Below are 20,105 nucleotides of genomic sequence, written 5' to 3' on the forward strand. Positions count from 1 at the left end.
ATAGCTCCTAGTTATTGCTGCTTTGGCTAGTGGTTTGTTTACCTGACTGGGCTGCAAAATAAGTGGCTAGGGCGTCAATATCGTCATCGCTAAGCCCTGATGCATTGGGGCGCATGATGCTGGCCATACCGCCTTTCCTGATGCCGTCGCGATAAGCTTTAAGTGCATAAACTAGGTACGGTTTGTTCTGACCTGCCAAATTAGGGTTACTTTCAATGTTGGCAATGCCTGTTTCACCGTGACACCCCATACAGTATTGTGAAAGTGTTTGGCCTTTTTCGTATTGCGCGCTATCGGTATTAGCGCTAACGCTGAAAGAAAGTGTTGCGATTTCAAGCGAGGTCAATAGTGCTACAAGTGGGTGCAAAGCTCTCATGTTAAACTCCTCGTGCAGTAACGATACAAGAGCGACAGGTCACGGTGACCTGTCGCATTGAAGGCTACTGGCCTTCTTTGGCGTTAAACATTTCGGTTGCGTAAATAAGGCCTAAACCGTATCCCCCAGCATGTTCTTTTGCGATGTTTGTCACGTCCACATAGCTTTCAGTGCGAGCCCAATCACGTTGAAGTTCTAGAAGGTACTGCAACCAAGTAATGGGTTGAGCACCTGCCTGAATCATACGCTGAACCGCCATGTCGTGAGCTTCTTTAGATACACCGCCAGACGCATCGGTTACAAAATACACGTCATAGCCTTCTTCAATGGCAGACAGCACTGGCCCTACACCACAAACTTCTGTCCAAAGCGCTGCAATAACAATTTTGTTCTTTTTAAATTTCTTAACCTTGTCGGTAACTCGCTTATCTTCCCAGGTGTTCATCGTTGTGCGGTCAATAGGTGTTTGGTCGGGGAATACTGCTTTTAATTCTGGGAAAAGCGGGCCGCTGAATGACTTTTCAGCTACGGTTGTCAGAATGGTGGGTACATTAAATGCCTTTGCAGATTTTGCTAGACCTGTAACGTTGTTGCGCACATCTTCGATTGAATGTGAGCGTGTTGCAAACGCCATTTGAGGCTGGTGGTCGATAAGAATGACCGTGTGGTTGTCGGGGGTCAGAAGGCTCTTTGCTGGCTCTCCCGCTTGCACAGAAGGAACAAGAAAGGTTAAGCCAGCAACAAGTGCTACCATTGATTTTTTGATATTGAACATTGCGATTTCCTCTTGGATTAAGTTTGTTGTGAGTACTTCGTAAACCTCGAGATAAATCTTATGTTCGTTTTTATTTATTTTAAATGCGTAAAAATTCAGCAAAACATTCTAATTTTTAGAATTAATGTATGGGTTTGAGAGGATCACGCAAAATCTAACAAGTCAGTACCGAAGAAGTTATCGATGACACAGCGCCATTCACCACTTACATCCCTTTGCAAAACGTAGACGGCGCGCTTGCCCTCGCAGGGTAGGGCGTTGGGTGTTGCTTTGGGAACAAGGTAAAGCTTGGCGACGACTAGCGCTACGTCACCGGCTTGTATAACCCGTTCGTCTCCGGTGGTAACAAAATGATCGGGCATGAATTTCTTTTGAAATTTAAGTAGGGCGTTAATGCAGTCGCGCTGCGTGGCATGTTCGTCTGTAGCCAGGTTTTGCGTTGAGCTGGACATAGGGGTCGCGACCACTGTTGCATCGCTCGCATAACATTGGGATAAGGCGTCTTGATCGCCGCGGTTTACTGCGTCATGCAACTGTTGTAACACGTGAGATATTGGATTGTTCATGGCTGTCGTTCCGTTATTTTTACCGCAAGACGAGCCAATAAAAAACCCGCCTTTGCGGCGGGTTTAGTGAATTCTATTTACGCACTAGCTAACCCGCCCATTCCTTAGAATAGCGAGAATAATAATCAGCGCAGACGCTGAGTAAGCAGTATGTATATTCGTGTTTTTAGGCATAGTATTTAAAAACAATGCTGCTAGTGAGTATTTAATGACCCGAGTATCCTGTGCACCAAAGAGAAAGTCAATGGGTTTTTTATGTGAACAAATTAGACTCATGCGAGCGGGTGGGCAAGCGGTAAGTGTAAGATGTAAGGTCTCACGCTACCCTAGGCTTCAAATATGGTAATGCGAATAATCGAGCCCTGCTTTAAACAATCATAAATATCTTTATCAGTAAAGCCACTGTTATGGAGAATTTGCCTGGCAACAAGCTTGGCGTCTTTTGTGCTGTGCTTGTCGCATATTATTTGCAGTGCTTTGTTTAAATAACTAATAGAAGGCATGATAAATAACCTAACGCGACACGAGTAAATTTGTATGATATTTAAACGGTGTTGTATGGTGTTGTGATCACTAACGCCACGCAAACAGTGTCATAAATTAAGGTGGAGTTTGCTCTTGGATTTACTTTTAAGCTGGTTGACGGCCAACGATACATTGTCGATGTCAACGTCAGTAATACTTGTTGTTACCTCGTTTTTTACGTCTATGATGACAGCAACACTAGGTATAGGTGGCGGGGTGTTATTACTAGCGGTAATGGCCGGTACTATGCCGGTTAGTGCGCTGATCCCAGTTCACGGCTTAGTACAGCTTGGTTCCAACGGAAATCGTGCACTGATGACGGCAAAGCATATCGACTGGAATATGCTGAAATATTTTTCTTTAGGTGCAATTGTTGGCGCTTTCTTAGCGTCGTTTATTGTGGTTCAGCTGCCGCTCGTTATCATTCAGTTTGCAGTTGCCGCATTCATTTTATTTTTAGTGTGGGGGAGTAAACCCAAAGCACAAGAAATGAGGCCCGCGGGTAGAACGTTGGCGGGGTTGGTGACCACCTTGGTTTCAATGTTTGTAGGTGCCACAGGGCCTTTGGTGGCTGCATTTGTACACCGAAATAAATATAGCAAAATGCAGATAACCGGCACATTTGCCAGCTGCATGACATTCCAGCACGGCCTTAAAGCCTTCGTGTTTACCTTTGTAGGGTTTTCTTTTGCGCAGTGGGCAGGGCTTATCATCATTATGATTGCCAGTGGTGCGCTCGGTACATTTTTCGGGCTCAAAGTATTAAAGCGTGTGCCGGCGGAGAAGTTTATGCTGGCGTTCAAAATTGTAGTGACCTTGTTGGCCCTGCGCTTGCTATGGCAGGCTGTAGCTAGCTTGTTATAGAAAAAAGAGCTTAAGAAGTTAGCTTCTTAAGCTCAGCATGTTTTTTGCCTTTTCCGTTATTTTTTGGCTGCTTAAAAGCGATAGTTCAACGACAGATGCCACTCCCTTCCAGCACCAGGCACGCGCTCTCCTACTTCAACATCGGCATTCATTACTCGATTGATACCGGCTGTGTGCGGGGCATATTGTTTGTCGAACAGGTTATGAATAGTTGCCGTAACCTGAAGATTCGACTGCGCATTATCAAAAAGCGTTAAAAGCCCTGAGATATGAAACAAACCATAGCCTGCTGTGGGTGCTTCACTTTGCAGTGCCGAGATATGGTTTTGTGCACCTGCTAATTCAGATGTAAGCTGCATCTGAAGCGGCGCGTCAAATACCTGAGTATTCCATTGAACTGTTGTTGTTAACTGCTCTGGCGCAATGCGGAACAAAGCATCATCAATGTCATCACGGTTACCATGCTGAATGGTTGCTACTGCTCGCAAGCTTAGGTTTTCACTAAGCTCGCCTTGCACCGTCATATCCACACCTTTGATAACAGCGTCGGTATTCGTCCACTGAAATGGCTCTGTACCAGCCATCATGGTAGATACCATGTTCGCCGCCATATTCGTACTAGGTGAGCCGGTAATGTAGTCTTCTATGTCTTGATAGAAAAGGCGTGGAGAGATAGTCCAATTTTTATAGGTGTAATCAACACCCACATCTAATTTACGCGCAGTTTCATTGTCTAACTCGAGGTTGCCTATGTAGTTAAAGCCGTCAGCCATGCCGCCCGAGATGCCAAGTGGCAGCCAGGTGTAGCGCTCGAAATAGGTAGGGGCACGATTTTTCTGAGAAATGCCAAGTACGATATCAAGCGAGTCGCTCGCATGGTATCGGGTAGTCGCGGCGATATCTAACATGTTGTAGTTTTCGTCACGCTCAGCGGTATTAAAATTACTGACTAACGTATCAACTGCTGGGTTCATCATCACCATGTTAGAACCCGCTTCTCCGGCTTCCATATTAACGCGGGTGTATCGCGCACCAAGCGTAGACGAATAATCTTCTTTGTTTATTGTCCATTGTGCATAAATACTCGCGGTATCTCTTTGTACATTAGTAAAGTTATCTACAAAAAACATACCGTTATTAGGGTTAGTAATAACAGAGTTGTTGCGGCTGTGGTGCAGGTAAGCGCCCAATTCTAACTCGCCACTATCTAACGGTATAACGTACTTTGCATCTAGGCCTTGTGCGATTGCGTCAGCGTTGTTTTCTCGCGCCATATTCTCAGACATTATCATGCGTTGGGAAAAGTTATCCATGGCATGTTGGTTACTGTTGCCAAACCAATTTATAGCAAAGTACTCTGCTTCGCCGGCGTTGTAGCGATAACCTAGTCGGTACCATGCTGCATCAATAAAGCCTATATCCATGGCGAGCGCTGGTGTGCCGCTCTCATTGGTATTTAGCTGTTGATAGCTAGCATCAAATTGGTGTTTTCCCCATTCATAGCCAAGTCTAAATTTGCCGCTATTTCTTTGATAGTGGCTATTAGGTATAACAGCGTTATCGCCCGATTCTCGCTCGTCACGCTGCTGATGCATGAAGGCGCCGCTAATGAAAGCTTGGTCTGTTTTGTAAAGCACATTGCCCTGGTATTGTTGACCGCTACCCGGGCCTATTAAACTTGCACTTACACTGCCAGTAATACCGCTTCCTAAAGCAAAAAGAGATGCCGCATCGGCGTTAATTCGCAGCTTACCGCCTAGCGTTTGTACTCCAGCATTAACTGGTACAATACCGCGATACAAAGTAGCAGTAAGACCTGGCTCTGGCAGTACGTGGGATAATGGCGAGTCCATGGAGTTAGGCCCCGCACCCGCTATATCAACACCGTCAATGGATACGCCAACCCTATCGCCAAACAGCCCTCGGTATTGAATAAGACCTGTTACCGGCCCGTTTCTAGACACGGATACGCCAGGCAGTTGCGCTAACTGATCGCCAAAATCAGCGTCTATATTGGTTGCGGCGGTCACCGTTTCTCGCTCAATTTCTACTGTATTATCCTTAAGCGAAGAGCCAATAACTGTAATCACTTCTGTTGAAGCGCTGTCAACGAACGCCGATGTGTTCGCATAAACGTGTGCAGATGTGCAGGCAGCTGAAATAGCGAATGCCAGTAAAGAATACTTCATAACAATTCCATTAAATAAACGAACTATATGCACGGTTAAACCATGCGCGTTAAGTGTGTTTTAAGGTTTTGTTATGCAATTGGTGGAGCGCGGCCAAGCGGGGCGGCAAACGCAAATGATGTGTAGGGCGCTGCTGCAAGGCGAGATACTAAGGCGCGATAGCGCACAAGGGATAGCACCGGCATTGAATCTACCGGTACATTATCAACATGAGGAAGGTCTGCGAGTGTGCTATTGGTACAATCTACATGCTCGACAGGCGCTTTTAGCAGCTCGGGGCTTATAAATACAAATTCACCTTCAAGCTCTGTGGCACTAAGCGATATGTATCGCATGGTTTTGCCAGTACAGATAAGCTCGATGTCGTCGCCCACCAATCCACGCGCATGCTGCATAGTATGCGAAGCAAGGCCGAGTGCTAATGCATTTTGCAAAAGCATACAAAGGCAAAGTGTTAAGGCTATCAGGCGTTTAATCGACATTTTTTATCTTTTTAAATTGCGCACTTTTATCATAGCCTGTGACGACAGTTTATTTCCACTGATTAATTGTGTTCGTTAATACCAGCTTTGATACCGGCTTTATTTAATTTTCGATAAAGGGTACGTGTACTCACGCCCAACTGGTCCGCAAGCTGGTTTATATCGCCTTTGAAAGTATCATAAACCTCAGCAAGATAAGCGTGCTCGGCTTCTTCTAGGGTCATAATTTCATTCGCAGGCTTTGCCAGCCCCTTAACATCCACTTTTCGAACGTATTTACCATTACTATTTGCCACTGGGCTTAGGTCTTCGCCTGTAAAGTCATCGTCAAGGTCAGGTAAGTCTGACTCGTATATTACGGTCTCATCGGCAAGTAATATGGCTTGCTCCACGATGTTACGTAACTCGCGAATATTGCCCGGAAAAGTATAGCTACTCAATTTCTCTAGTGTTTTTTTGCTGAAACGCTTTTTCTCTTGCGACTGCGCTAAAAAGTGCGTTGCGATAAGCGCAATATCTGACGGTCTTTCTCGCAAAGACGGAAGGCTAATAGGAAAGCCCGCAATTCGGTAATAAAGATCGCGTCGAAACTCGCCTCTTTCTACCATTTGTTTCAAATTCTTATGTGATGCGCAAACCAAACGGAAGTTAGCTTTCTTAGAGACTACGCTACCCACAGGGCGATAGGTTTGGGTTTCAAACAATCTTAGTAGTTTAACCTGCATGGCAAGCGGTATATCACCTACTTCATCAAAAAATAGGGTGCCACCCTCAGCCGCCTCTACTAGCCCTTTTTTATTGGTGGTCGCGCCGGTGAACGCGCCTTTTTCATAGCCGAATAACTCGCTTTCAAGCAAAGCATCAGACAACCCAGTACATTCAATTACAACAAAAGGTTTTTCAGCGCGATGACTACTTGAGTGTAGAGCCTGAGACACCAGTTCTTTCCCGGTTCCGGTTTCACCAAACAGTAAAACGGATATATCTGAATTTGCAGCGCGATTTATTTTATTAAGCATAGTTTTAAATGCTTCAGACTCGCCAATCATTTTTCCAGCAGAGGGGCGGTTAGACGCAAAGGCAAGCTTATCTAGAATTTCCAGATAACCTATTAAATCCCCGTGACCGTCGAAGATAGGTCGCATCAGAATGTCACAGTAGCTTTGGCCCTCGCTGGTGGTATGGATATGCACCACACTAGCTGCTCGGCCCGACTTTTTACTTTCCTGCATAGGGCACTGCTCGCCGCATTGGTCACAGGGCTTATTGTTTCGATGAGATACCTGATAACAGGTGCTATAACCGAGCTTGATATCGACAGGGTAAGTATCTCTGTAAGGCGCATTGACCGCCTCAATAATGTAGTTTTGATTGATGAAAATAGCGGGTTTGTCTATTGCATCTATCATTGCTTGTACAATTGATATGTTCATTGTCAGCGTATTAGTTAATGCTACTTTTATCTTGCCAACTTAACATATTGGCATAGAGCTTGTTGATTGTTTTAGTTGAATCACAATGCCTGAGTGCAAATACGTCCGTCAATAGGAGAGTTACACAATGAAAAAACGCACCTTTTTAATTGCGTTGGGGGTAGCCGTAAGCGCCGGTTGCCCTTTCGCTAATGCACAAACCAACGAGCTAGCTGAAAGCGAAGTACAAACAAAAGTGAAGCAGGCAAGAGTTCACGCTAAAGCACTTGGTGGAGCGCTTAAATCTAGGCTAAAACAGGCAATTCAGTCTGGTGGTTTAGAAGCGGGTGTAGAAGAGTGTCAGTTGGCCGCCGAGCCTATCGCCGAGGGGCTTAGCCAAAATGGGTGGGAAGTAGGGCGTACTGCGCTAAAAGTGAGAAACCCGAATAACGCGCCAGACGAGTGGGAGCGCGAGCAGCTAGCCCTTTTCGCCTCTCTATTGGAAAAGGCTAAGCTAGAGGATAAACAGCCGTCTATGCCTATGGATGCCTCTAAGTATGACAGCGACAGTGGCGAATTCCGGTACATGATGGCTATTCAACAAGGTCAAGTTTGCATGGCGTGCCACGGTGGCCAAGTTGCACCTTCAGTAAAGGACACCATTTTAAAACATTACCCTAAGGATGAGGCCACTGGGTTTGAACTTGGTGAATTGCGCGGCGCGTTCACACTGACCTATTCGCCACAGTAACAACTTCAGTTAATTTTGTATTAGCTGAAGCAAAAGCTCTCTTCTCAACCATTTTGAATAAGGCTACGACATCCCTGTCTTCTTTTTATCTGCGCCAATTTTGTCATTAAAAATGACAAAATTGGCGAAAAATTCATATTAGATCCTTGCGATGGATCAAAGTGCGCAACTTTTCGCCATGGAATAATTGTCCTGCACAGTACGAATAGACTGTCATTCATCAGTTGTTAGTTCAGATTAACGAGAAAAGTGATGTATGGCACAAACCATGCTCTAGCTGTGATGAATGTTCACGTGATAACCACTGAATAACCAATAAATTTATTTAAGGTCAAGCGCTTATCGCGCAAGAGAGACGAGGGAGATAACCCATGAGCGATACGTTAATAGAACTATCGCGGTGGCAATTTGCATTAACTGCGATGTTCCACTTTATTTTTGTACCCTTAACACTAGGGCTAAGCTTTCTACTTGCCATCATGGAGTCGGTCTATGTGATGACAGGTAAAGAGATATACAAGCAAATGACACAGTTTTGGGGAAAGCTGTTTGGTATTAACTTTGCCATTGGGGTAGCCACAGGCTTAACCATGGAATTCCAGTTCGGCATGAACTGGTCATACTATTCCCACTATGTTGGCGATATCTTTGGCGCGCCTCTGGCTATTGAAGGGCTTATGGCTTTCTTCTTGGAGTCTACCTTCGTGGGCCTGTTCTTTTTTGGCTGGGACAAAATGTCTAAGGTGAAGCACCTTATGGCTACTTGGTTAGTTGCTATTGGTTCTAACTTCTCGGCGCTTTGGATCCTAATCGCTAATGGCTGGATGCAGTATCCAGTAGGTGCTGAATTTAACTTTGAAGCAATGCGTATGGAAATGACCAGCTTCGCTGACGTTATTTTTAACCCTGTAGCTCAGGTTAAGTTCGTTCATACAGTTTCAGCAGGCTACGTGACCGGCGCCATGTTTGTGTTGGCAATCTCTAGCTACTACTTACTAAACCATAAGCATATTGCGTTTGCCCGTCGCTCGTTTGCGATTGCAGCAAGCTTTGGCTTAGCTTCAACTTTGTCAGTTATTGTTTTAGGTGACGAAAGTGGCTATGAACTTGGTGACGTGCAAAAAGTGAAATTAGCTGCAGTGGAAGCTGAATACGAGACCCACCCTGCGCCAGCACCCTTCACTGTTTTTGGTATACCTAACGATGAGAAAGAGGAAACCGAATACGCCCTTCAGATTCCGTGGGCAATGGGCATTATTGCAACCCGTTCGTTAACCGAAGAAGTGAAAGGTATTAAGGATCTTAAAGAAGAGAATCGCGAGCGTATTTTAAGCGGCATTAAAGCGTACGAAGTGCTTGATGATGTAAGAAACGACACAGCGACCGCTGAGCAGCGTGCAGCCTTTGAAGCCAACAAAGACAGTCTTGGCTACGCCATGCTGCTTGAGCCCTACACAGACGATGTATCAAACCCATCAGAAACGGCCATTCAACAAGCCGTTGACTACAGCATTCCTCCGGTGGCCCCGCTATTTTGGAGTTTCCGAATCATGGTTGCCGCAGGTTTTATTATGCTTGCTCTGTTCTTATGCGCATTTTATTACAGCACAAAACATAAAATCACCAAGCCTCGCTGGCTACTAAGAGGCGCGCTTTATGGTTTACCACTTCCTTGGGTGGCGTGCGAAGCAGGCTGGTTCGTTGCGGAATATGGTCGTCAGCCATGGTCTATTGCAGAAGTATTGCCGGTGCATACCTCAGTGTCTAACTTGGCGATTAGCGATGTGGTAATCACTATTGTTGCCTATACCGTCTTCTACACAGCAATGTTCATCATTGGCTTTTACCTAATGAAAAAATTCGCGAAGAAAGGTCCTGTGCCTCCGGAAGATACAAAGACTGAAACTGAGCTTGATCTTATTGACCTTGATGAGCAAGGAGCAAAAGCATGATTGATTATGAACTGTTACGCGTCATTTGGTGGTGCTTAGTTGGCGTGCTGCTAATTGGGTTCGCCGTCACTGACGGCTTCGATTTAGGAGTGGGCGCTTTGCTTACCCTTATCGGGAAAAATGACAAAGAACGTCGTGTGATGATTAACACTGTTGGACCTCACTGGGACGGAAATCAGGTGTGGTTTATTACCGCTGGCGGCGCCATCTTTGCGGCGTGGCCAATGATTTATGCTACGGCGTTTTCGGGCTTTTACCTCGCGTTAGCATTAACCTTGATTGCCCTATGGATGCGTCCTATTGGTTTTGACTACCGCAGTAAATTACCTAACCCGCAGTGGCGCAAAGCCTGGGACTGGGCGCTTTTTGCTGGTGGCATTATTCCGTCGCTCATCTTTGGCGTGGCGTTTGGTAACCTGCTATTAGGTGTGCCGTTCGAGCTAGATAGCACCCTTAAATCAACCTATACAGGTTCGTTCTTTGGTTTGCTAACGCCTTTTGCCCTGGTGAGCGGTTTACTGTCAGTGGCTATTTTACTTAATCACGGTGCAACCTGGTTACAAATGAAAACTGATGGTTTTATTGAAGTTAGAGCCCGCGCCGTGTCCGTAGTATTGAGCCTTGTAGGCGTAGCCTTGTTTGTTATTGCAGGTTTTTGGGTAGCATTTGGCTTAGATGGCTTTGTGATTACCTCTGCGGTAGACACTATTGCCACATCGAACCCGCTTAAGAAAGAGGTAGCTATTGAAGCGGGCGCTTGGATGAGCAATTACAGCAAATATCCTTTCATGGTGGTAGCCCCTGTATTAGGTGTAGTAGCTGGTCTCGCCTGCGCGTTCTTCTCTAAGAAAGGCAATCCGGGTATGGCGTTCGTATCAAGTGCACTGTTTATCACGGGTGTAATTTTAACTGCGGGCTTTTCAATGTTCCCGTTCCTAATGCCTAGCATCACAATGCCAGAAGCTAGCCTTACCGTATGGGATGCAACGTCTAGTCACATGACGCTGAACGTTATGTTCATTGTTGCCTGTATCTTTGTACCCATTGTACTTAGCTACACCGCTTATAGCTTTTACGTGATGCGTGGTCGCATCAAAAATGATGACCTCGACCAATCTCACACTATCTATTAAGGAGATATTTATGTGGTATTTCGCTTGGATATTAGGTGTTTTACTGGCGTGCTCTTTCGGCATTATCAACGCCATGTGGTTAGAAGCTACAGAAAATATGGATAGACCGGAAGATCAAGAGTAAAAATGGAAGTAGGCTGGCCGCAAGAACACGCCGTGAACCCGTCAAAGGGGGCTTTGCGGCCAGCCCATCACCCCTTCGAAGAGGGTGAAAAAGAAATCAAATAACGAGAAAGATAGATACGAACAGTGATTAAAGAAAAGGTTCCCAACAGGCAAACACTTACTCAGTGGTGTAAGGAAATGGATAGCGCGCACACGCTTGGCTTGCGCCGTTCTCTTATGTCACAGGTAGCGGTTAAGTGTTTGTCGCTTTTTTCTTTAATTATTGGTTTTTATTACTTTTCTAATATTGCCCAAGACTGGGTGGTGAATAAAACACCCGCCTTACAAAGTGATCTAGCGGGCTTATCTGTTTGCTTGGGAATAACCTGGGTGCTTCAAGGCGTAGCGAATCGCTTGTCGTGCCAAGCGAAAGACTCGGTGCTCAACAAGCTGGAGCAGAAGTTAAGTAAGGTGTTTGTTTCTCGCCAACATGCCTTGGTTCGACAGCACTCAGTTTATTACTGGCAAACGCTATGGTTACAGAATCTACAAGCTTTTACAGATTGGGCATTGGAATATCGTGTTCAGCAAACAATAGCCGTTGTAGTGCCTTTATTAGCATTAACAGTAATTTTTTATGTCAATCCGGTTATTGGTCTTGGGTTACTAATCACACTCCCTGTTGTGCCGCTTTTCATGATTATTGTTGGTAAGGGCGCAGCTGCACTGCATCGTAAACACTTTGTCGCTCTTGAAAGGTTGGGAAGCTTATTTACAGACCGTTTAGCGGCATTGCCGATGCTATCAAATTTTCAAGCGCATCAAAGACAAACCGGCCTGCTAAAAGAAGCAAGCGAACAGTTAAATACACGCACAATGAAAGTCGTCAGTGTCGCATTTTTATCTAATAGTGTGCTCGATTTTTTTGCCACGCTTGCTGTGGCGTTAGTGGCGGTGTTTATTGGGTTTTCGCTATTAGGTGAGCTTGAAATTGGCCCGGCTATAACCTTGCAGCAAGGCTTATGGGTTTTACTTACCGTACCCTTGTTACTAAGTGAAATGAAAAAACTGGGGCAGGTGTATCATCAAAAAGCTCAGGCTGAAGCAGCGCAAGAAGAACTGGCTCCATTGTACTCACACGTGCCTGATACGATTTCACTACAATCTTATGCTCAAAGCGCTGATAATCCTGAGGAAATGTCACGGTTACTAGATGCTTCTAACTTCAATGTGTTCGACTTGCGCGAGCCTGCTTCACTTAATGGAGGGCACGTACAACCTGCCTTACTAAAAGCTAACTCCTTGATAATCTCAAAAGGCGATAAGGTGCTCCTTAATGGGAAATCTGGAGCGGGAAAAACCTTATTGTTAGAGGCGCTTAGTGGCCAAAGGCCAGCGACCCATAAATTCGAACAGCCAGTAGTGTGGATCACTCAGCACCCAGTCATCACGCCAGGTTCAGTACGGGAGAACCTATGTCTTAACGATACTTACTCCGATGACATCTTAATGGCCGCATTGCAAGACGTTGAACTTGAAGCTTGGCTAACACTGTTGCCCTATGGGCTTGATACTGTGATGACAGACTACCCGCAACTTTCAGGCGGTGAAGCACAGCGTTTGTCACTGGCAAGAGCGTTATTACGTGATGAAAGTATCTGGCTTCTCGATGAACCAACCGCACATTTACCCGATGAGCAACACCATAGGCTAGCTCAGTTGATTAAGCGTTTGGGCGAGAGCAAAACCTTGATATGGGCCTCTCACAAAGCATTGCCAAGTAATTGGTTTAATCAGTTTTGGTCGGTTGAGAAAAAAACGTCACTCAACCAAGCAAATACTGAAGCTAATAATGATCACAGCGACACTGGTATAGAACACGGCAACCACGATTGTGATGTAGCAAGTGTAGTGAAAGTAGTAACCAGTGCTGTGAATAAAAATTCAAATGATCAGAAAAGGAGTTTTGGTTTTGAATAATGGAAAACCCGCTTATCTGACGTTACTACTGGCTCTTTTGCATGGCATAGCGGGGATTAGTATTCTTGTTATTTCTGCTTGGTTTATCGCGATTAGCGCAATAGCGCCAGTGGGGTTTAACTATGTAATACCTGCTGTGGTCATTCGCGCTTTGGCGCTCCTTCGTATTGCGTCAGGTTATGCCAGTATGTGGTTCGGACACAATGACCTCCTAGCACGCATTGCAAAAGCACGGCTGCGCGTTTTTCGTCAGCTAGAAAACAGTCGGATTACTGATAAGGCCTATACCACAGAAGCACTAGCGCAACATACTGAAGAGCTTGCGAGCAAATGGATTGCATGGGTTGCCCCTCTATCAAGCGTTGTATTCATCTTCTCAGGTTTGTGCGTTGCTGCGGTGTACCTCGACCTCCCCGGCGCTTTTTATATTCTGGCGCTATTTGTTGCTTGGCTAGTTTTTGTGGCCGTGCAAGGCGTAAACGCACTAACGCTTGCGAAAGAGGCCAATAAAGCAAACAAACTATTTCGTCAGCAATCTTCCGATTTTTTCAACTGCAGTGCCATTTGGCATCTGGACAAATCGATGATTGAAAATGACCTTGCCTCACCTAACCCTGACAACACTAAAATACCGAGTGCTAGTCAGGTATGGCGCTATCAGCTGGCGCAAAAAGCTAAGGCACAACGAACAGCATGGTGGTTTCAGGGATTAGCGTTTTTATTTGTTGTTTTAGTCATGTCGGGTGTTTCACCCGTAGCGTCGGCCCTTGTATTCGCGCCTATCGCTATAGTCATACCTATGGTTCTATTGGCAGCGCCTGACTGGGCAAGTACAGGCTTTTTAAGTGTAAGTAAATTTGCGCAGTACAAACAAAGCGTCAATGCTCTTAAGCAACTTAAAGCCACGCCAATTAGGCAGTATCGTGATAGAGAAATAAAACACTCACTTAATTTAATTCAGTTTTCTGCTAAAGGTCGACATGCAAGTTTGGTTAATACTTCACTACCTGCGAATGGTGTTGTTTGTATTTCTGGGCCGTCGGGATGCGGTAAGTCTTCATTGTTGCAGTCAATTATTGGTTTGCTGCCAGCTACGGGGCTGCGCGAAATTGACGGCATAGGTATGCCTGAGGGCATGGTAACAAACTGGCGTTATGTAGAGCAGGAACCTATTGTGTTATCAGGCAGTATATCCTTAAACCTAGACCCAGCGGGCAACGATATTTCTCAAAATGAAATGCGTGAATTGTTGTCTGCGCTTGGCCTGGAAGAGATTCTGCCCTTGACGAACTGGGTAGGAAAAGCTGGAAGGCCTTTATCTGGTGGTGAGCGAAAGCGTTTGGCATTAGCTCGCGCAATACTAGCAAAGCCACCTGTTCTTGCTGTAGATGAGCCTTTTGAGGGCTTAGATTCTTACACACAACTAAAGGTGAGTGAGGTACTAAATAGTCTTTCTGCTACCACATTGATTTTAGTTGCATCCCACACAACACCAGACGCGCTAAACGTAAAAACGCACCTTCAACTAGGTGAAGCCGACATTAAAACTTCACTGCAAACACAGTGCGCTATTTCATAGCCTTGTGTTCAAAGTTTCTTGTAATGTCTTCTAAGCTTCTACCCTTAGTTTCCGGAAAGAGCTTAGCAACTAAAATGAGGCTGATTAATGCAAAACAGCCATAAATAGCAAATGTGGTGGCCGCGCCTAGGTTAGCTAGCTCCCACGGAAAGATAATTTGAACTAGAAAGCTGGTTAAGGAGTTAATCACGCCCACCAAAGAGATAGCCAAACCACGCGTTTGATTAGGAAAAATTTCGGCTAACATCGCCCACATTACAGGGCCTAAAGACATAGCGAAAGAGGCTACAAACGCGATAATGCCAAATAGCACTAAGGGCGCGTTCATTGTGATACTGCTGGTAAGCAATGGCTGTTGGTAAGTATCAAACTCTTCACTTGATAAAACAGTTTTAAGCGCCCGTTTAAACTCCACGTCCGAATAATAGACTTGGTTGGTTAGAGGTTCTAATTTGCTTGCTGCGATGGGTGCGTCTTGTTGAATAGTGCTAACGGCAGTTTGTTGAACTTGGTAAGTGGCTTGTTTGAAGCCATAGGTACAGATAGCCATGCTGATTACAACACCGGTCAAACCCACAATGAGTAGTGGCTTTCTACCCCACTTATCAATAGTCATCATTGCCACAACAGTAAAGGCGACATTCACTACACCAATCCATACTGCCTGCATAAAGGCGGCGTTGGTACCCACGCCGCTTTGTTCAAAAATAGTAGGTGCATAGAAAAAGATAACGTTGATGCCGGTAATTTGCTGCGCAATGGCAATAATGATTCCTACCATCAAAGGAAAGCGCATGGCTTTTGCTTTTAAAAAACCAAGGCGCTCGCGTAGTGTCCAAGTCTTCTCATTAAGCGAAGATGCAATATCCTTAACAAGTGCATGGGCTTGTGCCTTATCGAAAAGGCGGTTTATCACCTGCTCTGCTTCTTCTTGCCTTCCTTTTAGTACTAACCATCGAGGGCTACGTGGAATAGTAAATAGTAGGCCAAACCAAAATGCGGCTGGAATGACTTCAAGCCCTAGCATGTAGCGCCACAAATGCGTATCTATACCCCATTCAGTAACCCAACCTGCACCGCTGTTACTCAGCTGTAACAGGTAATAATTAGTGAAATAGGATAGAGCGAAACCAAACACAATGTTGAGTTGATTCACCGATACCATTCTACCTCGGTTTTCTGGGGCGCTTATTTCCGAGATATACAGTGGGGCAATGATGAGTGAACAGAAGGCAATGCCGCCAATAAACCGAGCAAGCACTAACAATTCGAAATTAGGGGCGAGGGCAGAGCCTATGGATGAAAGTAAATACAAGAAAGCCACAAGGATCAGGGCTTTTCGTCTTCCGATAGCATCGCTTATGCCGCCGGCAAAGAGCATGGCAATAAGTGCGCCCAACGTGGGTGAGCTGACCACAAATCCTTGCTGCCAATCACTTAGGTTAAATTCGGCGTCAATAAAGCCATTGGCTCCGGCTATCACGCTGGCATCAAAACCAAATATGAACCCACCAAGGGAAACAATGAGCGTGTAGTATAGCGAGGGAGTCAGGGCTTTATGCATTTTATAATTTGCCTAGTGTGTCCCTATCGACGACTTCAGGAACAAATAAGTGCTCAATTGGGATAGGACTTTTAATGTTATAAACATGTTCAAGCACCCAATAAGCGGCCATTTCTCCCATAGCGTGAATAGGGTTATTAATAGTTGTTAGCTTAGGATAGAGATAGCGCGAAAATAGCACGTTATCGAAACCCACTATGGAAAGCTGAGTTGGGATATCAAATCCAGCTTCTCGTGCCGCCGTCATTGCGCCAGAGGCCATTTCATCGTTTGCGCACACAAGGGCGGTGAAGTCTGGAAAGGTCGCTTGGAGATGCTGCATCCCTTCCTGTCCTGTTGACTCATGGAAGTCGCCTTCGAACAAACTGTTGCTGTCAAATGTAAGTCCCGCTTCTTCAAGAGCTTTTTTGTGACCAGTAAGACGATCGCTCGCATCTTTTTTAAATAGCGGTCCGCTAATGTAAGCTATCTTCGTATGACCTGCGTCAATGGCCGCTTTCGTAGCCAAGTAGCCACCTTTTACGTTGTCTACAACAAAGCAGTTTTGCTCAAGTTCGTCTACTTTTCGGTTAATCACTACAACCGGGACTTTGCTGTCGACCAGCTTTTTCAAGTATTCGTCAGAGACTGCCTCAGCGTGCAAGATAAGTGCGTCACAACGGCGGCTTTTCAAAAACTCTATAGCTTCGTGTTCACGCTCTTCATCGACGTGTCCCGCGGTTATGATTACATGCTTACCACTTTTCTTTAGCACGTGTTCAACCGTGCTCATCAAGTCACCAAAGTATGAGCCATGCAGTTCGGAAACAAGTAAACCTACACTATTGGTACGGTTTGATGCCAGAGATTGCGCAATAGCGTTGGGCTGATAGCCCAGCGATGCCATAGCGTCTTCCACTTTTTTACGCGTGCGTTCGCTTACTTTCGCGTTTCCATTCATAACGCGAGAGACGGTAGCCAGCGATACCCCAGCTGCTTCTGATACTTGGTAAATTGTTGCCATACGGTTTCTAGTAATTGTCCTTATTTAATACCGCTAATGTACCCATTTATGCGACTCTTCACCAGTTTTGAATAGGCTAAAGCACTTTGTTTTAAGGTGCGTTTTTGGGTTTCGTAGTCAACATATACAATGCCAAAACGCTTGGAATAACCCAGCGCCCACTCAAAGTTGTCCATCAGGCTCCATGCAAAATACCCGCGAATGTCCACACCCTTTTCCATTGCTTGATTTACGGCATTTAAGTGAGTGTGAAAATAAGCGGTACGCGTATCATCTATAACTTCACCGTCATTAAGGACATCATCCATGGCCGCACCGTTTTCTGTAATGTAAATGGGCGGTAAGTCATAGCGCTCATTAAGATCAACGAGCAGTTCGGTAAACGCGTCAGGGGTAATTTCCCAGCCCATTGCTGTTAGCTCATTTGTTGCTGGTGGAACAATTTCAAACCAATTATTTCCATCACTTTGATACAGAGTGCGTGTGTAGAAATTGATACCCAAATAATCGATAGGTTGAGAAATGATATCCATATCACCTTCAAGTATTTCTGGTTTGCTATCAGTATCGAGCATGTCGATAATATCGGGGTATCTACCTTCTATTATCGGCTTTAAATACCACTGGTTATGGTAGTCGTCGGCCAGTTTAGCTGCGTGCTTATCTTCGTTAGAATTCGTCGTGGTATGGCAGTTACTAAAGTTAAGCACAATACCGTTTTGACTGTTCGGGCAATGGCTATTAAGTACTTTCAAAGCTAACCCATGTGCAAGCAACAGGTGGTGCGCTGCTTTACGCCCGTTGCCCATCCCTGTTTTACCAGGCGCATGAATACCGGCTTCATAGCCTAAATAAGCAGAGCAAAATGGCTCGTTTAAGGTGGCGTAAGAATAGACTTTCTCGCCCAATGCCTTTGCAACGGCCTCTGCGTATTTTTCAAATGCGTAGGCGGTGTCGCGGTTTAGCCAGCCGCCATTGTCTTCAAGGTGCTGCGGTAAATCCCAGTGATAAAGCGTAACGAACACTTTCATACCGCGTTTTACGACCTCGTTAACTAGGTTGACGTAAAATTGCATACCTACTTCATTAACGGTGCCGTCTTGCATCATAACGCGGGGCCAAGAAATAGATAATCGATAGGCATCGACACCTAAGGCATCGATAAGCGCTACATCTTCCTTCCAAAGCGCAACGTGATCGCAAGCTACATCACCGTTAGTTGCATCTGAAATTGTCCCGCTCTTTTCACAGAAGGTGTCCCAAATGCAGTCCAACCTTCCTTTTCTGTCGCCTTCTATTTGAAAGCTTGATGTAGCTACACCAAACAGGAAGTCTTTAGAAAGCATCATAGAATTGGATGGAAGGTTAATGTCTTTCATCGTAGAAATGTCCTAGCAATAACAATTTCGTCATATTTGCTTTGCGAATTGCTAAGCAAATAACATCATATTTACATTGAATTCGATAACGCTTCATGTAATTATCTACTCAATGTAAGCGCTTACAAAATAATTTGGATAAGCATGTAAGCGCTTTCAAATGTAAATTTATCATTAATCAGAAAAATAGCAACAGAGGTTACTTGTGGACACACCAGTTCAGCCGAATATTTCATCCGCCCAAGAGCAAGGGGCAAACGGTGGCTACCGTTTTGCGCTAATCTCACTTACCACGTTGTTTTTCATGTGGGGATTTATTACATGTTTGAACGACATTCTTATTCCCTATCTAAAAGGAGCTTTTAACCTTAGCTTTACGCAAGCAATGTTAATTCAATTTTGTTTCTTTAGCGCTTATTTCATCGTATCGCTCCCCGCGGGAATGGTTGTGTCGCGCATTGGTTACCTAAAAGGCATTGTGCTTGGCTTAGGTATAGCATGTGTAGGCTGCTTGCTGTTTTTCCCCGCTGCGTCTAGTCAAATTTATGGTGTTTTCTTGTTGGCGCTCTTTGTGTTGGCGTCAGGTATAACCATACTTCAAGTGTCTGCCAACCCTTTCGTGACAGCACTAGGAGACCCTAAAACGGCCTCGTCACGACTTACCATGACTCAGGCATTCAACGCGTTTGGTACCACAGTGGCGCCATTCTTCGGCTCTTATCTTATTTACGGTGCTACGGGCGAGCACGGTGGCGGCACGCCAAGCGCTTCAGATGTGCAGGTTCCTTATTTAATTCTAGCGGCGTCGTTACTGCTTCTAGCGCTTATTTTCATGTACTTGAAGTTACCTAAGCTTAACCACACAGGCGCAAATGCAGGTGTATTTAAAGGCGGCGCATGGCATCACAAACACCTTGTTTTAGGTGCGGTGGGTATCTTTATGTATGTTGGTGCAGAAGTGGCTATAGGTAGTATGCTAGTTAACTACTTAGCTAGCCCTGCGGTGGGCGGCCTAACTGAAGCTGGGGCGGCAAAACTGCTGGCGTATTACTGGGGCGGAGCTATGGTAGGGCGCTTTATCGGCGCTGTCGTTATGCAAAAAATCTCAGGTGGTTATGTATTGGCCTTTAATGCTTGTGTAGCAATTGGCCTTATTTTGCTATCGCTTTCAAGTACGGGTGACCTTGCGCTGTGGAGCATATTAGGCGTAGGTTTATTTAACTCAATTATGTTCCCTACTATTTTCAGTCTTGCACTACAGCAACTAGGTAAGGACACACCGCAAGGTTCAGGCATTTTATGTCTAGCTATTGTGGGGGGAGCTATCGTTCCACTCTTTCAAGGTATGCTGGCCGACTCAATTGGGGTTACGCTTTCATTCCTATTACCCGCTTCGTGCTATCTTTACATCGCTTATTATGGCCTTGTGGGAAGTCGCGTATCTAAATTTCAAACCACTGAAAAGTAACG

At 45.3% G+C, this 20,105-nt stretch carries 18 protein-coding genes; 8 read left to right on the forward strand and 10 right to left on the reverse strand.

Features of this window, described 5'->3' with window-relative positions; all coding sequences use genetic code 11:
* Window positions 1–7: 7 nt before the first annotated feature.
* The 4 genes from ACXAGV_RS04845 to ACXAGV_RS04860 all read right to left on the reverse strand — a co-directional run bounded on the left by ACXAGV_RS04845 (window position 8) and on the right by ACXAGV_RS04860 (window position 2,220).
* On the reverse strand, window positions 8–376 hold the full coding sequence (locus tag ACXAGV_RS04845) for a c-type cytochrome (protein WP_474872287.1): 369 nt from the start codon (window positions 374–376) through the stop codon (window positions 8–10).
* A 64-nt stretch (window positions 377–440) separates the two neighbouring features.
* Window positions 441–1,151 carry a hydrolase gene (locus ACXAGV_RS04850; RefSeq protein ID WP_474872288.1) on the reverse strand — a complete coding sequence of 237 codons (711 nt, stop codon included), beginning with the start codon at window positions 1,149–1,151 and terminating at the stop codon, window positions 441–443.
* Between the two features lie 143 nt (window positions 1,152–1,294).
* Window positions 1,295–1,717 (reverse strand): YybH family protein, encoded by a 423-nt coding sequence (locus ACXAGV_RS04855; protein WP_474872289.1) that lies wholly within the window; start codon window positions 1,715–1,717, stop codon window positions 1,295–1,297.
* 326 nt (window positions 1,718–2,043) lie between these two features.
* Window positions 2,044–2,220: a hypothetical protein gene (locus ACXAGV_RS04860; protein ID WP_474872290.1), complete on the reverse strand. Its 177-nt coding sequence runs from the start codon at window positions 2,218–2,220 to the stop codon at window positions 2,044–2,046.
* Window positions 2,221–2,335: 115 nt separating this feature from the next.
* On the opposite strand from ACXAGV_RS04860, the gene ACXAGV_RS04865 reads away from it, so the two are divergent.
* On the forward strand, window positions 2,336–3,106 hold the full coding sequence (locus ACXAGV_RS04865) for a sulfite exporter TauE/SafE family protein (protein WP_474872291.1): 771 nt from the start codon (window positions 2,336–2,338) through the stop codon (window positions 3,104–3,106).
* A 71-nt stretch (window positions 3,107–3,177) separates the two neighbouring features.
* On the opposite strand, the gene ACXAGV_RS04870 is transcribed toward ACXAGV_RS04865, so the two are convergent.
* From ACXAGV_RS04870 to ACXAGV_RS04880, 3 genes are all read right to left on the reverse strand, one after another.
* Entirely contained in the window at window positions 3,178–5,295 is a 2,118-nt protein-coding gene (locus ACXAGV_RS04870) for a TonB-dependent receptor (RefSeq protein WP_474872292.1), read from the reverse strand.
* Window positions 5,296–5,366: 71 nt separating this feature from the next.
* Window positions 5,367–5,777 carry a hypothetical protein gene (locus ACXAGV_RS04875; RefSeq protein ID WP_474803930.1) on the reverse strand — a complete coding sequence of 137 codons (411 nt, stop codon included), beginning with the start codon at window positions 5,775–5,777 and terminating at the stop codon, window positions 5,367–5,369.
* Window positions 5,778–5,839: 62 nt separating this feature from the next.
* On the reverse strand, window positions 5,840–7,186 hold the full coding sequence (locus tag ACXAGV_RS04880; RefSeq protein ID WP_474809198.1) for a sigma-54 interaction domain-containing protein: 1,347 nt from the start codon (window positions 7,184–7,186) through the stop codon (window positions 5,840–5,842).
* 151 nt (window positions 7,187–7,337) lie between these two features.
* Between ACXAGV_RS04880 and ACXAGV_RS04885 the strand changes: the two genes are divergently transcribed.
* From ACXAGV_RS04885 to ACXAGV_RS04910, 6 genes are all read left to right on the forward strand, one after another.
* Complete coding sequence (locus ACXAGV_RS04885; protein ID WP_474872293.1) at window positions 7,338–7,940, forward strand: Tll0287-like domain-containing protein; 603 nt, start codon at window positions 7,338–7,340, stop codon at window positions 7,938–7,940.
* A 371-nt stretch (window positions 7,941–8,311) separates the two neighbouring features.
* Window positions 8,312–9,892 (forward strand): cytochrome ubiquinol oxidase subunit I, encoded by a 1,581-nt coding sequence (locus ACXAGV_RS04890; RefSeq protein WP_474872294.1) that lies wholly within the window; start codon window positions 8,312–8,314, stop codon window positions 9,890–9,892.
* Entirely contained in the window at window positions 9,889–11,025 is a 1,137-nt protein-coding gene (gene cydB, locus ACXAGV_RS04895) for a cytochrome d ubiquinol oxidase subunit II (RefSeq protein WP_474803939.1), read from the forward strand. The genes ACXAGV_RS04890 and cydB overlap by 4 nt, the downstream gene beginning before the upstream one ends.
* Window positions 11,026–11,035: 10 nt before the next feature.
* Window positions 11,036–11,149: a cytochrome bd-I oxidase subunit CydX gene (gene cydX, locus ACXAGV_RS04900; protein ID WP_012519975.1), complete on the forward strand. Its 114-nt coding sequence runs from the start codon at window positions 11,036–11,038 to the stop codon at window positions 11,147–11,149.
* Between the two features lie 179 nt (window positions 11,150–11,328).
* Window positions 11,329–13,110 carry an ABC transporter ATP-binding protein/permease gene (locus tag ACXAGV_RS04905; RefSeq protein ID WP_474872295.1) on the forward strand — a complete coding sequence of 594 codons (1,782 nt, stop codon included), beginning with the start codon at window positions 11,329–11,331 and terminating at the stop codon, window positions 13,108–13,110.
* Window positions 13,103–14,689 carry an ATP-binding cassette domain-containing protein gene (locus ACXAGV_RS04910; protein WP_474872296.1) on the forward strand — a complete coding sequence of 529 codons (1,587 nt, stop codon included), beginning with the start codon at window positions 13,103–13,105 and terminating at the stop codon, window positions 14,687–14,689. Before ACXAGV_RS04905 ends, ACXAGV_RS04910 begins: the two co-directional genes overlap by 8 nt.
* Here the strand turns inward: ACXAGV_RS04910 and ACXAGV_RS04915 are convergent.
* The 3 genes from ACXAGV_RS04915 to ACXAGV_RS04925 are packed head-to-tail and all read right to left on the reverse strand — an operon-like array spanning window position 14,679 to window position 18,635.
* The gene (locus ACXAGV_RS04915; RefSeq protein WP_474872297.1) at window positions 14,679–16,253 is read right to left on the reverse strand and encodes a sugar porter family MFS transporter; all 1,575 of its coding nucleotides are present in this window, start codon (window positions 16,251–16,253) and stop codon (window positions 14,679–14,681) included. The two genes, ACXAGV_RS04910 and ACXAGV_RS04915, sit on opposite strands and share 11 nt — an antisense overlap.
* Window position 16,254: 1 nt before the next feature.
* Window positions 16,255–17,256, reverse strand: a complete 1,002-nt coding sequence (locus ACXAGV_RS04920) for a LacI family DNA-binding transcriptional regulator (protein WP_474872298.1) — start codon at window positions 17,254–17,256, stop codon at window positions 16,255–16,257.
* Window positions 17,257–17,276: 20 nt separating this feature from the next.
* Window positions 17,277–18,635: a GH1 family beta-glucosidase gene (locus ACXAGV_RS04925; RefSeq protein ID WP_474872299.1), complete on the reverse strand. Its 1,359-nt coding sequence runs from the start codon at window positions 18,633–18,635 to the stop codon at window positions 17,277–17,279.
* 205 nt (window positions 18,636–18,840) lie between these two features.
* Here ACXAGV_RS04925 and ACXAGV_RS04930 point away from each other — a divergent pair, with 205 nt between their 5' ends.
* Window positions 18,841–20,103, forward strand: coding sequence for a sugar MFS transporter (locus tag ACXAGV_RS04930; RefSeq protein ID WP_474872300.1), 1,263 nt, complete (start codon window positions 18,841–18,843; stop codon window positions 20,101–20,103).
* Window positions 20,104–20,105 lie beyond the last annotated feature (2 nt).

The organism is Alteromonas sp. ABH4_453 (assembly GCF_056160665.1).

Bases quoted from the DNA above. Each gene is read 5' to 3' on its own strand.
- ACXAGV_RS04850 (WP_474872288.1), bottom strand. From the start codon at position 1,151: ATGTTCAATATCAAAAAATCAATGGTAGCACTTGTTGCTGGCTTAACC.
- cydB (WP_474803939.1), top strand. From the start codon at position 9,889: ATGATTGATTATGAACTGTTACGCGTCATTTGGTGGTGCTTAGTTGGC.
- ACXAGV_RS04925 (WP_474872299.1), bottom strand. From the start codon at position 18,635: ATGAAAGACATTAACCTTCCATCCAATTCTATGATGCTTTCTAAAGAC.
- ACXAGV_RS04920 (WP_474872298.1), bottom strand. From the start codon at position 17,256: ATGGCAACAATTTACCAAGTATCAGAAGCAGCTGGGGTATCGCTGGCT.
- ACXAGV_RS04885 (WP_474872293.1), top strand. From the start codon at position 7,338: ATGAAAAAACGCACCTTTTTAATTGCGTTGGGGGTAGCCGTAAGCGCC.
- ACXAGV_RS04870 (WP_474872292.1), bottom strand. From the start codon at position 5,295: ATGAAGTATTCTTTACTGGCATTCGCTATTTCAGCTGCCTGCACATCT.
- ACXAGV_RS04905 (WP_474872295.1), top strand. From the start codon at position 11,329: ATGGATAGCGCGCACACGCTTGGCTTGCGCCGTTCTCTTATGTCACAG.
- ACXAGV_RS04845 (WP_474872287.1), bottom strand. From the start codon at position 376: ATGAGAGCTTTGCACCCACTTGTAGCACTATTGACCTCGCTTGAAATC.
- cydX (WP_012519975.1), top strand. From the start codon at position 11,036: ATGTGGTATTTCGCTTGGATATTAGGTGTTTTACTGGCGTGCTCTTTC.
- ACXAGV_RS04875 (WP_474803930.1), bottom strand. From the start codon at position 5,777: ATGTCGATTAAACGCCTGATAGCCTTAACACTTTGCCTTTGTATGCTT.
- ACXAGV_RS04915 (WP_474872297.1), bottom strand. From the start codon at position 16,253: ATGCATAAAGCCCTGACTCCCTCGCTATACTACACGCTCATTGTTTCC.
- ACXAGV_RS04855 (WP_474872289.1), bottom strand. From the start codon at position 1,717: ATGAACAATCCAATATCTCACGTGTTACAACAGTTGCATGACGCAGTA.
- ACXAGV_RS04860 (WP_474872290.1), bottom strand. From the start codon at position 2,220: ATGCCTTCTATTAGTTATTTAAACAAAGCACTGCAAATAATATGCGAC.
- ACXAGV_RS04890 (WP_474872294.1), top strand. From the start codon at position 8,312: ATGAGCGATACGTTAATAGAACTATCGCGGTGGCAATTTGCATTAACT.
- ACXAGV_RS04880 (WP_474809198.1), bottom strand. From the start codon at position 7,186: ATGATAGATGCAATAGACAAACCCGCTATTTTCATCAATCAAAACTAC.